Source organism: Rhizobium sp. P2_G2 (genome assembly GCF_056403555.1).
The window spans coordinates 103157-115845 of record NZ_JBFUFF010000003.1; the positions used below are offsets into that span (position 1 = coordinate 103157).

Sequence of the window (12689 nt, forward strand, 5' to 3'; positions counted from 1 at the left end):
CGGGCCTGGCCCGCCATTTTCTTTTGGGGCGGAGGGCACATGCATCACGACGGTTTTCCGGTGGTCTACATCATTCTGCTGATCTTCGTGCTGGTGCCCTGCTTCACCATGGCCCTGCTCACCTTCATATTCTCCATCATTGCCGCCGGCGGCTGGCGCAGGCTGTCGAAGCAATTTGCCTCGCCGCGCGGCGTGATCGGCAACACCACCTACCGGGTGACCGGCAAGGTCGGCAGCTCGACCTATAAGCAAGGCCTGAAGATCACCACGACCGGTTCCGGCTTGGGAATAGAGGTGAGCCCCTTGATGTTCATCGGCCACACGCCTCTGTTCATCCCGTTCAGCGCCATGCACGATCCGGAAAAGACAACGCTGCTGCGCTACAATGACTATATCTCCATCAGCGTCGGCAGGCCGGAAATCGCCAAGCTCAGGCTGCCGGCGTCGCTGTTCAAGGGCTCGCCCTTCGAGCGGGCGGCGTAGTTTGAGATTTCGCGGAAGCAAGAAGCACGATGAATGGTGAAGTGAAGAAGGCCGGAATTGCGATCGTGACCGGTGCTGCACGCGGTATCGGGGCTGCGATCGCTAGGCGGCTCGCAGCAGACGGATGGCGGGTCGCGGGCGTCGATCGGGCATGGCCGGACGGGGATGGCGCCTGCGCGCTCCGCGAGACGCTTGACGTGACCGACTACGCCGCCGTCAGCGCCTTTGTTGAGCGGGCGGAAGCAGAGGGGGGCGTCGCGGTGCTGGTCAACAATGCCGGCATCACGCGCGACGGCATCGCCCACAAAATGGACCCGGCGGATTTCAAACTGGTGCTCGACGTCAACCTGGTCGGGCCGTTTCATTTCTGCCGTGCCGCCCTGCCTTTCATGCGGGCGCGCAATGCCGGCAAGATCATCAACATGTCGTCGATGAATGCGCTCAAGGGTGCTGCCGGCCAGGCGAATTATACCGCCGCCAAAGCCGGGCTGATCGGCATGACCAAATCGATCGCGCTGGAAAATGCCGGCAGGGGCATCACCGCCAATTGCATCGCGCCCGGCTTCATCGAGACGGAGATGACGCAGGCAATCCCAACGCAATTGCGTGAGGCCGAGATCGCGAAAATCCCCGCCGGTCGCGTCGGCACGCCGGACGACATCGCCGGGACCGTCGCCTTCCTGGCGTCGAGCGCGGCTGACTACATCACCGGCGAGGTGATTTCCGTCAACGGCGGACTGCTGATGTCCTGAACCTCAATCGGCCAGCACGCGCTGCGGCGGGAATGTGATCTCCACCAGCGTGCCATCGTTGGGCGCCGACTGGATCGAGAAGATCGCCCGGTTGGCCTCGGTCATCGCCCTGGTCAGCGGCAGGCCGAGGCCGGTGCCGTCGCCGCGCTTGCGGGCGCCCGGTTGCACCTGGCCGAAGGGCTTCATCGCCTGTTCCAGTTCGGCTGCCGACATGCCGACACCCGTGTCGCGGATTCTCAGCGTCACCGAGCCGTTCGGCTCATAGGCGGTGGAAACGACGATCTGGCCACCCGAGGGCGTGAAGCGGATGGCATTGGCGAGGATATTGATGGCGATCTGCTTGATCGAGCGCAGGTCGGCCACGACATCCGGCACCGACTGCGACAGCGAGGTGCGAATGATCACCCGCTGGCTATTGGCCTGCGGTTGCACCAGCGACACCGCCTCCGAGACGCATTCATTGATGCCGACGGCAGAGAATTCCAGGTCCATCTCGCCTGCCTCGATCTTGGAAATGTCGAGCAGGTCGTTGACGATGTCGAGCACGTGCCGGCCCGAACGGCCGATATCATTGGCATATTCGGCATAGCGCGGATGGCCGGCCGGACCGAAATGCTCGCTGGCGATCATATCGGCAAAGCCGATAATGGCGTTGAGCGGCGTGCGGATTTCATGGCTGACGCGGGCGAGGAAATCGCTCTTGTGCTGGTTGGCGGTCTCGGCGGAGCGCTTGGCGGTCTTGAGCTCCTCTTCCGAGCGCTTCCACTGGGTGATGTCGCGCATGACGGCGCAATAGCTGTTCGAGCCTGGCATGCGGCCCATGGTCATGAACAGGGGGAGGAAGCCACCGGATGCTTCGCGGCCGATCACCTCGCGGCCGTCATTGAGGACGCTGGCGACGCCGTGACCAGACAGACCGTTGAGGTAATCCTGCACTGCCTTCTGGCTCTCATGGGCGAAGAGCATGGCGAAGGGCTTGCCCTGGATCTCACTATTCTCGAAATTGAACAACGCGCTGGCCGAACGATTCATCGAGCGGATGCGGCCGTCCGTATCGAGCACGACGACGCCATCGGTCGCGGTTTCCAGGATCGAGCGAAGTTCCTCAGCCTCGACCTTCAGCGAGGCGAGCTTGCGGGCCGCCTCATGATCCTCGGCGAGCGTATCCTGCACCGGCCTGGCGGGTTCCGCCGGCGTCAGCGTCAACATCAGGAGCTTGGCGCCCTCGTAGCGCACCGATTGCAGCCGGGCCGAGACGGGGATTTGCGAGCCGTCGGCGCGGGTCGCATAGACGCCGGCATCCGGGCCTTCGCGGCGCGAGATCAGCGCATCGAGCCCGCCGGCGGCATCAAGCGCCTCCAGGCTCTCATAGCCGGAGAAGCGGCGGAATTCCGCGTTGGCGTGGATCAACCGATCACCGGCATGGATGAGGATCGCGAGCGGAATCTGGTCGGCGGCCGAAGCAGTCAAGCCGATATCGGCGTCCGACTGCGGGGGCGCGGCGATGATGTCATTCGTGGACGGCTGGGCGGCCGTTTCCGCACCTGTCTCGTCGTCACTCTTTGCTTCCGTCTCACTGGATGCCGACGCTTCCTCGTCGGGGGCGCTCGCGAAAGCCTCGGCTTGCGCCTCGATCTCTTGGCCATCGCCAGTCGCCTCCGCCTCCACTGGCGCTTCGGCGGGCGTTTCGTCGGCCTGGGCGTCCTGTGGCGTCTGCTCGGTGGCAGCATCCTGCTGCTCGAACAAAGTCTCGTTCGGCCGCTTGCCGAACGGCTCGAGCTGGCGGGCGATTTCGCGGAAGGCGTTCTGTTCGGTTTGCGTCAGCCCGTCCCGGCCGCGGGCGCGGCGCTCTTCAAGCTGGATGATCTTTTCGGAGACCTGAGACAGGCTTGGCGATTCCATCCGCAGGGCCGGCACTTCGCCGCGGAACGCATCCTCGGTCTCTTTGCCCGGATCATCGACGGTGATCGTCTCCGGTTCGGAGAAGGACACTGCCGGAATCTGCTCCTCCGGCTTTTCGCTGCGGGCGTCGTCGGCGCTCTGCGGTACCGCAGCCAGCAGCGAAGACGCATTATCATTATCCGGCTCGGCGGACTTGTCCGATGCGGCTTCCGCAGGCGCGATTTCGCCGGACTCAGGCGCGACGCTGCCCGTCTCTTCCCGAGCCTCCGCACCTGTCCGTACATCCTGCAGCCCGGCCTCGCTGAGCATCAGACCGACGGCATGCGGATCCTTCTCGGCATCGGCGACGCGGATGATGCCGAAGCCGCGAAAACCGTCGAATTCGCGGTTGCGGGAATAGGTCGGCAGCGCTGCGAGGTCGACGGGAACCACGAGATCGGTGCCCTCGACCGGCCAGCGTATGGTGCGGCCCGACCAGGTGTCGCGCCGCTCGAGCAATGTGGCGATCTCCCGGCTGGGGTCGAGGTGGAACAGGCTATCGAGGTCGCGATAGGCCATGCCGTTGATGCTGCCGGCATGCGGCCCGACGGTGCGGGAGAACTCGTCGGAGACTTCCGAGAAACGGCCCTCGGCGTCGAGCTTCCAGACGAAGCGCACCGGACGGCCATCGCGTTTGAAGGCGAAGCCCGGTTCGTGGGCGGACGATGTTTCGGCGGTAGCATGCGTGTCATCGGCCGCGGTCTGTTGCGGCTCGGCCAGCTCGTGCTCCAGCTCGGATGGCTGGGCATCATGCTCGATATTTGCCTCCGCCACATGATCTTCATGATGATCGTCAGCTATGGCCTCGACGGTCTGTTCAGCGGGTTCCGTCACCTGAGCCGGCGTGCTCTCGATAATCGACACTGTTTCGGAAAGATCGGCAGACGCCGCCTTCTCCTCAAGCGTCGGAATTCCGCCGGCGGCAATGTCCGTCACCTGCTCCGCATCGGCCGGCTCGACGAAATCTTGCGGCGCGATGGCATGATCGTCCGATGACGGCATGTTTTCCGCAAGCGGTGTCTCACCCTGCTCGTCTCGATCGGTCGTGTCGGCTTGCGTGGCAGTGCTGTCGAGGAAACCGGCCGAGTGGAATGCCTCCTCTGCGGCCGCGGCTTCAACATGGTCTTCGGGCTCCTGAACCGCCTGGTTTTCCATCGCGGGTTCAGGGATGGAATGCACGAACCGCTCATCGGCACCTTCCAGTGTGGAATGTGCCTCGACGTCCCCGGCGGATGCCCCATCGAGAAGCCCCAGGTCTGCTACGTCCTCGGCGGTTTCGCCATCATTCATCGCCGCCTCGGCCATATCAGCTTCAGCGTGGTCTTCGGGCTCTTGATCGGCCTCGGCGCCTGACACGGCGTCAGCGAAGAGAGGCACGGCATGCTGATCGGCATTGTCGGGCGCGGAGCGGGCTTCGATCTCGTCAGCCGACACGCCATCGATCAGTGCGAGGTCGGAGACATCCTCGACGGTGTCGGCCTCGTTCAGCGCGGCTTCCGCCATATCCGCTTCGGCGCGGTCTTCCGGCTCTCGATCGGCATCGACGTCCGGCATGGCGTCGGCGATGAGAGGCTCGGCATGCAGGTCGGCATTGTCGCGCGCTGGATGGGCTTCAACATCTTCGGCCGATGCGCCGTCGATCAGCGCCAGGTCGGAGACGTGCCCGGCGGTGTCGGCCTCGTTCGTCGCCGCTTCCGCCATGTCTGCTTCGGCATGGTCCTCGGGCTCCGCGGTCGGTGCTAGTGCTGCAAACGACCTCGCCTCCGCTTCGTCGTCGCTGAGCTCCGGGTTGGCCTTGTGGGTGTCCATGTCGGTCTCGGTGGTCGACACGGGTGCATCAATCGCGGCGGATGTCTCCGCATGGTCTGCCATAAGCTCCGTCGCCGGCGGCGGCTCCGTCGTCCATCCGGCGTCATGTTCGGCTGCCGGGCTCAGGCCTTCAGCCGTCTGCTCCACACGATCCGTAAAGAGCTCCAGGGTGGATTCCACCGATTGTACGAAAGGTACGCCATCGCTGGCCGACGTTTCGGCATATTGTTCGGCGCGTGCGGCTTCGATCGCTTCATCCTCGTCGGCGTCTGCGGCTTTCGTCTCCGCATCCTCCTCGAAGACAGTCTCCTCGAGGCCCTCGACGGGCAGAGTTTCGGTTTCCTTGACGCCCAGCAGCGAGGGCTTGTCTTCCATAGTGTCGGTTCCGACCGGAGCCCCCGCAACGGAATAGCTTATGGCCTTCGCCGGAACATTGACTTCCGGCGCATGCGTCTCCTGCGGCGCATCCATGCGGCCGAGCACGGTCTCGACGCAGAAGACCAGATTGAGGGGCGGGTCGATGGAAAGCTTGCCGATGGCGGCGGGTAGATAGCCGGCAGCCGAGGCGATCGGGCGCTTGATCAGGCCCTCGTTGCTGCGTGCCACAGCGGTGACCAGCGTGCGCACAGTCTCCGGCAGGATGCCGAGGGCGGCATAGCCCCGGGAAGCGTCGAGCACCATGCCGTGGTCGTCGACGACGGCCATATGCGTGTCGGGATCGTCAAAACCCTTGAGCATCGCGGCGATGCAGGCCGCGGGATTGGCATTGGCGGCCACCGGCGCCGAGAAAATCACCACGGTCTCGTCACGGCGGATTTCGACCAGGCTGACCGCGGCCGCGATCGTCCGGCTCGAAAAGCCGGCACTGATGCGCATCATCAGACCGCGCCGGTCGCCCACTGTCTCCAGCTGCCGTGCCGTTGCCGCCAGCTGGCGGAAGGCCACGCCAGTCTGATCGGGGCCATTGTCGATAAGGTCATAGATATTGGCATAGCCGAACAGTTTCGCCCCTTCGCCATTCGCCCACAGCACCTGCGCCATGTCGCGCGAAAACAGCGCAATCGCGTCGCCCGCCGCGAATTTGCCGCGAATGGCCGGGTGAACGGCGATATCGATGAAGGGATACTGCACCTGCGGCATATGGGACCTGACCAACGCGAAACACCAACGGCAATCCTAATATCGGGGATGCACACCTACGATCAGCGGCAGCGGATCGTCTATATCGCTCCGGTGGCAGCGATCCCTAATATTAACAAATTATTAATACAGAACCGGGCGTCGCGGGTCCACCGGCATCTCAGGAATTACGATTTCAGGGTTAATTGTACCGCACTGCAAAATTGATGTTGCAATGCACAAAAACCAGTGTTATATAACCACTATTGAATGAACAGACCGCCAAACACGCGGCGCACACCTCAAGGAGCACTACCATGGTTGTCAAGAAGTCCGAAGACGCATTCTCCATTTCCTCTTTCGATCCGTCCAAGTTCAACGAGAATTTCCGCGATTTCGCCGAGAAGAACTCGGTCAAGACCAAGGAAGCGCTTGCCAAGGTGAAGGAAGCCACCGAAGAAGCTGGCAAGACCGTCGAAGCGACGTTCACCAGCGCCCATGCCGGCACTGTCGAGCTCGGCAAGAAGGCGATCGAACTGCTGCGCACCAACACCGAGAACTCCTTCAGCCATCTCGAGCAGCTCCTCGGCGCCAAGTCGGTTTCCGAACTGTTCGAACTGCAGACCGGCTTCATCCGCAAGCAGGCCGAGCTCGCCGTCGAGCAGGCCAAGGTCCTCTCCGAGACCTCCAAGAAGATTGTCGAGCAGGTCACCAAGCCGGGCAAGGACGCCGCCGAGAAGGCCATGTCCTCTTTCAAGCTCAGCGCGTAAGCTTCGTCATCTGAGTGTGCGTGAAAAAGGGTCGGTGGAAACGCCGGCTCTTTTTGCGTCTTGTGGAGTGCACCACAGGACAGTAGCTGGGCTTTGCGCCTGCATTCATTTCTCCTTGGCCGGCGATGGCATGTTTTCTAAAACATGGAAAACCGCCTCAGCCAGAGAGGAAAAAAGTCTGTCGGTTCCCCTTGTCGAGGAACCGTCCCAAGAGCTTTGCACTGCCCAGACCGCGCTGTCTGCCGGGTAAATAATCGAAAGCTCCTTGAAAGCCCGAACTTCATCCCCGTCGCCTGGAAATGAAAAGACGCAAATGCTGTCGCCAAAAGACCACTGACGTTCATTGGCGAAGACGCCTGCTTCGGTCAGTAACCTGATGGCATCGGCGCGGCTCATATATCCTCGGTCTCAAGCATGTTCTGCAGCTTCATAATCTTATGCGACGTCGAAGAGGCAGGCAAAGGCGCAGCCTAGCTCTTCGTGTCGTCACGCTCAGTCAGCACCGCGGTAACGCCCGGCTAAATGTTCCCGTGGGAACGGCGATGAATTGAAATTTGGCGGATAACCGATCAATCTTAAAATTCGCGTCGGAGGGGGCTTGAAAAAACTGTCGTGCCCCGTTATGTCGCCACAACGAATGCCACACATTCGGTCATGCGGTTGTAGCTCAGTTGGTTAGAGCGCAGGATTGTGGCTCCTGAGGTCGGTGGTTCGAATCCACCCAACCGTACCATCTTTCATAACAACAATAATCCAACGTGGGGAACCCCAGACCGGGATCAGGCCTTGCGGCCAGACCGCCAATCCCCTCGCCGCTCCTCCGACAGGCTCCCGGCGGCGAGCACTACTTTTCCTTGCTTGCCCTCTTCGCACTTGCAGCATAAAACAAGGCGCCAATAGGGCAGTGGAGATCTGTCAGGATAAATATAGAAGGGACCCTATATGACCACTTCACTTCAGCGTGAAAGCGATTTCGCACAGGACGAGTTCGACCTTGTACAGGTCGGTAACCGTGTGCGCTCGCTCCGACAGTCTGTCGGATATTCCATTGAAGATCTTGCCGAGACTTGCGGTCTCACCAGCGCCGAGATTACCGCTATTGAAGAAGGCCTTGAAGCCGATATGGGCCAGCTGAAGCGTATTGCTCAGGCCTTGCAGGTGTCATTGACCAGCCTCATAGACAGCTGATGATATCTGGCGACCGGTCTCCACGCCGGTCGCCTGTCTCCATATGGCGCATCAGCGCCTGCATATCCCCTAAAAATGATTCTCTTGCCTCCGCCTGCTGGGCCGGATTGCCCGACCGCAGAACGGCCGACGGATGGATGGTCAGGAAGACCGGCGTCTCGCCATCATCGGCAATTTCAACTTTACCGCGACGTTTCAATATGTCGGCGCCATTGCCGGTGACCGCCAAAGCCGCTGTTGCACCCAAGGCGACGATCATCCGGGGTCGGACAAATTGTCGCTCCAGCCCCAGCCACCAGCGACAGCGCGTGACTTCGCCGGCATCGGGGCGCTGATGGATGCGCCGCCTGCCGCGCGGCTCGAATTTGAAATGCTTGACCGCATTGGTGACGTAAGCGCGGCGCCGCTCCAGGCCTGCCTCCTGCAGCACGCCATCGAACAGCTTTCCCGCCGGACCGACAAAGGGACGCCCCGCCAGATCTTCCATATCGCCCGGCTGCTCGCCGACGAACATGATATCGGCGCCGATCTCGCCTTCGCCGAACACCGTCTGTGTGGCATAGCGGCAGAGGTCGCAGCGGGTACAGATGACCGCGGCCTTGCGGGCCTCCTCCAGCGTGGCAGGGACAATGCCATCCTCCGGCTGCTCTTGCCGTGGCAATCTGCCGATGATCCGCTCCGTGCGCGGATTGGGCAGGGTCGGCATCGCCTCGCGCATCGCCTGCACCGACTTTTCCGCATTGGCGATCAGGTCGGGAATCAGCTGCGCCTCCGGCAGGTTCTTCCAGTATTTGACCGGCATCTCGCTTTTCATCGCCTTCACCTTCAGCCGGGCCGGATTGAAGATGCTGGCATAGTACGTGCGCCAGAGATCATCGGCGGCATCATCGGGCAAATCCGGCCGTTCGTCTGAGAGCGACAGCTCGAGATGGCCGGATTCATAGCGCGCGGCATAGCCCGGCGTGACGATCAGCCAATCCATATCGGCGAAGCGGCGGGCGAAGAACGGGGCCGTCTGTTCCAGAATGACATGTTCCGGCTCGAACCATGCGGCAAATTGCCGCCGGCCGGTGTCGGAGATGCCTATGTCGCGGAAACGGACGAAGGCCTTCATCTTGTGGGCATCGCGCTGGACAGACTTTTCCATCGCATGGAGGCCGGCGACATCGCCATCGGACCGGTCGTCAAGCAGCGTCTTCTGCTGTTGCAGCCGCCAGAGCAGGCGATAAGGCAAGGCAAAGCGATCACGGCTGGAATGACACAGCGCCGCCGCCGCCAGCGGCAGGAAGGCGGCGGGCACGGTGGGCCTTGCGATCGGCGTCGCATGCATGGCGCCAGGCAGAAGCGTCGAGAACAAATCGACCTCGTCGCCTTCGGAGAGCCAGTTGATATTTCCAGGGGCAATGCCCTCCTGCAGCAGCCCGCGTGCCTTGTTGCGCCAGGCATCGACAAAACCGAGCCGTGGAATGGTGATCGTGCGCATCAGAAGAGTGACAATTGTTTTGGCGCCGGCGTGAAGCGCTGGCGCAGATCGGCACTGTCGAGCACCTTGACCGGCCGCCAGTCGAGACAGGTGATGAACGGCTTGGCATGCGCCATCACCGCGCCGATGCGGATCAGGTCGTCATAGCGCAGCGCCTTGAGCTTGCGCGACGACAGAATCCGGTCGACCGACCTGGTGCCGAAGCCCGGCACTTTCAACAAAAGTTCGCGGCCGGCCTTGTTGACGTCGATGGGGAATTGCTGGCGGTTGGCGAGCGCCCAGCTGAGTTTCGGGTCCATGTCGAGGTCGAGCATGCCGCCCGGCTGCGCGCTCATCACTTCGCCAGCGGAAAAGCCGTAGAAACGGGTCAGCCAATCGGCCTGGTAGAGCCGGTGTTCCCGCATCAGCGGCGGCTTGATCAGCGGCAGAGCCTGCGAGGAATCCGGGATCGGACTGAAGGCGGAATAATAGACCCGCCTGAGGCCATAGCCGCTATAGAGCGATTCGCTGCGCGCCAGGATATCGGCATCCGAACTGCCGTCGGCGCCGATGATCATCTGCGTGCTCTGGCCGGCGGGCGTGAAGCGTTTGGTCAGCTTGCTCGCCAGCGTCGGCTCGCCATGTTCGGCGATCTTCATCTTCAGCTCGGCCATGGACTTGCGGATCGAGAGCGCGCTCTTCTGCGGCGCAAACCGCGTCACCGATGCATCGCTTGGCAGCTCGATATTGACCGACAGCCGGTCGGCATAAAGCCCGGCTTCCTCGACGAGCCCGGGCGCGGCATCGGGAATGGTCTTGAGATGGATATAACCGCGGAAATGATGCACCAGCCGCAGATCGCGCGCGATCCGCACCATCTCGCCCATCGTATCATCAGGCGATTTGATGATGCCGGAAGACAGGAACAGGCCCTCGATATAATTGCGCCGATAGAATTCCAGCGTCAGCCAGACGACCTCCTCCGCGGTGAACCGCGCCCGCTTCACATTGCTGGACACCCGGTTGATGCAATAGGCGCAATCATAGATGCAGAAATTGGTCATCAGGATTTTCAACAGCGATATGCAGCGTCCATCCGGTGCATAGGCGTGGCAGATGCCCATGCTCTCGGTCGAGCCCAGGCCCTTGCCATCGGCCGAATTGCGCTTGGTCGTGCCGCTCGACGCGCAGGAGGCATCGTATTTGGCCGCGTCGCTCAGGATTGCGAGCTTGTCTCGGAGCTTTATCTGAACCATTTGTTCATGATATGTTCCGTGAGCTTGGTTTGCAATGGCAAAGTGGGTCTGTGCGAAAACGCACCGAAGCCATCCGGCCGAAGCGACCAACCGAAGGCTGTCAGTGATTGTGCCGCGGCGGTATCCTGGCGATCTGGCGGAACTCGTCCATGCCTTCGAGCGTCGCACCTTCCGACAGCTGCGTTACCGAACGGCGGTAGAGCCGCTGCCAGGGCGTACGATCCGGCGGCACGGGCGGAATGCCGTCGCCCTTGCGGCGCTCGATCTCTGCCGTGTCGACCAGCATGTCGCATCGGCCCTGGTTGAAATCGATGCGGATCACGTCGCCCGAGCGTAGCCAGGCAAGCCCGCCGCCGGCGGCACTTTCCGGCGAAGCGTTGAGGATCGACGGGCTGTCGGCAGTGCCCGACTGGCGGCCGTCACCGATGGTCGGCAGGCTCTTGATGCCGCGCTTGAGCAAATGATCCGGCGGCTGCATGTTGACCACCTCGGCCGAGCCCGGCCAGCCGATCGGGCCGGCGCCGCGGATCACCAGAATGGTGTTCTCGTCCACGCCGAGCGCCGGATCGTTGATGCGGGCGTGATAATCCTCCGAGCCGTCGAAGACGACGCATTTGCCCTCGAACACACCTTCATGGCCGGGCTCCTGCAGGTAGCGGGCACGAAAATCCTCGGAAACGACGCTCATCTTCATAATGGCGAAATCGAATAGATTGCCCTTGAGCACCAGGAAGCCGGCACGCTCCTTGAGCGGATCGTTGAACGGGCGGATGACCTCGCGATCCCTGGCCTCGCGCCCCCTGAGATTTTCAGCCATGGTCTTGCCGGTGACCGTGCGACAGTCGCCGTCGAGCTTGCCGGCCTGCAAAAGTTCCCACATGACAGCCGGCGTGCTGCCGGCCCGGTGAAAGCGCTCGCCGAGATATTGCCCGGCCGGCTGGACATTGGCGAGCAGCGGAATGTCATAGCCATGCACCTGCCAGTCCTCGGGGTAGAGTTTCACACCGGCATGCTTGGCCATCGCCGCCAGATGCGGCTGGGCATTGGTCGAACCGCCGATGGCCGTATTGGTGCGGATGGCGTTGAGGAAGGCTTCGCGGGTCAGGATATCGGACGGCTTCAGATCCTCGAAGACGATTTCGACAGCGCGGCGGCCGGTGCGATAGGCCATCTGGCCGCGCTCGCGATAGGCGGCCGGGATATTGCCGCAGCCGGTTAGTGACATGCCAAGCGCCTCGGCCAGCGCATTCATCGTCGAGGCCGTGCCCATGGTGTTGCAATGGCCGATCGAGGGGGCAGAGTCCATCGCCGCCTCGAGAAATTGCTGCTCGTTGATCTCGCCGACCGACAGCTTGCGCCGCGATCGCCAGAACACCGTGCCGGAGCCGACGAGGTCACCTTCGTGCCAACCATCGAGCATCGGCCCGCCGGAGAGCACGATCGCCGGGATATCGACCGTCGAGGCCGCCATGATTGCCGAGGGCGTCGTCTTGTCGCAGCCGGTGGTCAGCACGACGCCGTCGAAGGGATAGGAATAGAGCACTTCGACCAGGCCGAGATAGGCAAGATTGCGGTCGAGCGCCGCCGTCGGCCGCTTGCAGTTCTCAAACAGCGGATGGGTGGGAAATTCGATCGGAATACCGCCGGCATCCCGGATGCCGTCGCGGGTGCGCTTGGCCAGTTCGATATGGTGACGATTGCAGGGATTGATATCGCTGCCCGACTGCGCAATGCCGATGACCGGCCTGCCGGAGCGCAGTTCCTCGGGCGTGATCCCCTGGTTCATGAAGCGCTCGAGATAGATCGCCGTCATGTCGATATGATCAGGGTTGTCGAACCAGTCCTGGGAGCGGAGACGGCGTTTCGGCGTGGTGTCGGACATGATGCGAATTCCTAGCGGCAGGCAATG

General features: G+C 62.3%; 9 protein-coding genes and 1 tRNA gene. 5 read left to right on the forward strand and 5 right to left on the reverse strand.

Going from position 1 to position 12689, the window contains the following annotated elements; translation table 11 throughout:
* The first annotated feature begins 39 nt into the window (after positions 1-39).
* Positions 40-483 (forward strand): hypothetical protein, encoded by a 444-nt coding sequence (locus tag AC1D06_RS04125; protein WP_477985178.1) that lies wholly within the window; start codon positions 40-42, stop codon positions 481-483.
* Positions 484-512: 29 nt separating this feature from the next.
* A complete protein-coding gene (locus tag AC1D06_RS04130; protein ID WP_477985180.1) occupies positions 513-1235 on the forward strand; it encodes an SDR family oxidoreductase in 723 nt (240 codons plus the stop codon).
* Between the two features lie 3 nt (positions 1236-1238).
* Here AC1D06_RS04130 and AC1D06_RS04135 read toward each other — a convergent pair whose 3' ends face one another.
* Complete coding sequence (locus AC1D06_RS04135; RefSeq protein ID WP_477985182.1) at positions 1239-6125, reverse strand: PAS domain S-box protein; 4887 nt, start codon at positions 6123-6125, stop codon at positions 1239-1241.
* 296 nt (positions 6126-6421) lie between these two features.
* Here AC1D06_RS04135 and AC1D06_RS04140 point away from each other — a divergent pair, with 296 nt between their 5' ends.
* Complete coding sequence (locus AC1D06_RS04140; protein WP_477985184.1) at positions 6422-6874, forward strand: phasin; 453 nt, start codon at positions 6422-6424, stop codon at positions 6872-6874.
* Between the two features lie 105 nt (positions 6875-6979).
* Here AC1D06_RS04140 and AC1D06_RS04145 read toward each other — a convergent pair whose 3' ends face one another.
* Positions 6980-7270, reverse strand: a complete 291-nt coding sequence (locus tag AC1D06_RS04145; RefSeq protein WP_477985186.1) for a hypothetical protein — start codon at positions 7268-7270, stop codon at positions 6980-6982.
* Positions 7271-7530: 260 nt separating this feature from the next.
* Here AC1D06_RS04145 and AC1D06_RS04150 point away from each other — a divergent pair.
* Both AC1D06_RS04150 and AC1D06_RS04155 read left to right on the forward strand, forming a co-directional pair.
* Positions 7531-7607 (forward strand) — tRNA-His (locus AC1D06_RS04150).
* Positions 7608-7816: 209 nt separating this feature from the next.
* Complete coding sequence (locus tag AC1D06_RS04155; protein WP_477985188.1) at positions 7817-8062, forward strand: helix-turn-helix domain-containing protein; 246 nt, start codon at positions 7817-7819, stop codon at positions 8060-8062.
* Here AC1D06_RS04155 and AC1D06_RS04160 read toward each other — a convergent pair.
* The 3 genes from AC1D06_RS04160 to AC1D06_RS04170 form a co-directional block, all read right to left on the reverse strand.
* Complete coding sequence (locus tag AC1D06_RS04160) at positions 8049-9545, reverse strand: UdgX family uracil-DNA binding protein (protein WP_477985190.1); 1497 nt, start codon at positions 9543-9545, stop codon at positions 8049-8051. The genes AC1D06_RS04155 and AC1D06_RS04160 overlap by 14 nt on opposite strands.
* Positions 9545-10780, reverse strand: coding sequence for a putative DNA modification/repair radical SAM protein (locus tag AC1D06_RS04165; RefSeq protein ID WP_477985192.1), 1236 nt, complete (start codon positions 10778-10780; stop codon positions 9545-9547). Before AC1D06_RS04165 ends, AC1D06_RS04160 begins: the two co-directional genes overlap by 1 nt.
* 100 nt (positions 10781-10880) lie before the next feature.
* Positions 10881-12662: an IlvD/Edd family dehydratase gene (locus tag AC1D06_RS04170; protein ID WP_477985194.1), complete on the reverse strand. Its 1782-nt coding sequence runs from the start codon at positions 12660-12662 to the stop codon at positions 10881-10883.
* Positions 12663-12689 lie beyond the last annotated feature (27 nt).

Bases quoted from the DNA above. Each gene is read 5' to 3' on its own strand.
- AC1D06_RS04125 (WP_477985178.1), top strand. From the start codon at position 40: ATGCATCACGACGGTTTTCCGGTGGTCTACATCATTCTGCTGATCTTC.
- AC1D06_RS04130 (WP_477985180.1), top strand. From the start codon at position 513: ATGAATGGTGAAGTGAAGAAGGCCGGAATTGCGATCGTGACCGGTGCT.
- AC1D06_RS04135 (WP_477985182.1), bottom strand. From the start codon at position 6,125: ATGCCGCAGGTGCAGTATCCCTTCATCGATATCGCCGTTCACCCGGCC.
- AC1D06_RS04140 (WP_477985184.1), top strand. From the start codon at position 6,422: ATGGTTGTCAAGAAGTCCGAAGACGCATTCTCCATTTCCTCTTTCGAT.
- AC1D06_RS04145 (WP_477985186.1), bottom strand. From the start codon at position 7,270: ATGAGCCGCGCCGATGCCATCAGGTTACTGACCGAAGCAGGCGTCTTC.
- AC1D06_RS04155 (WP_477985188.1), top strand. From the start codon at position 7,817: ATGACCACTTCACTTCAGCGTGAAAGCGATTTCGCACAGGACGAGTTC.
- AC1D06_RS04160 (WP_477985190.1), bottom strand. From the start codon at position 9,545: ATGCGCACGATCACCATTCCACGGCTCGGTTTTGTCGATGCCTGGCGC.
- AC1D06_RS04165 (WP_477985192.1), bottom strand. From the start codon at position 10,780: ATGGTTCAGATAAAGCTCCGAGACAAGCTCGCAATCCTGAGCGACGCG.
- AC1D06_RS04170 (WP_477985194.1), bottom strand. From the start codon at position 12,662: ATGTCCGACACCACGCCGAAACGCCGTCTCCGCTCCCAGGACTGGTTC.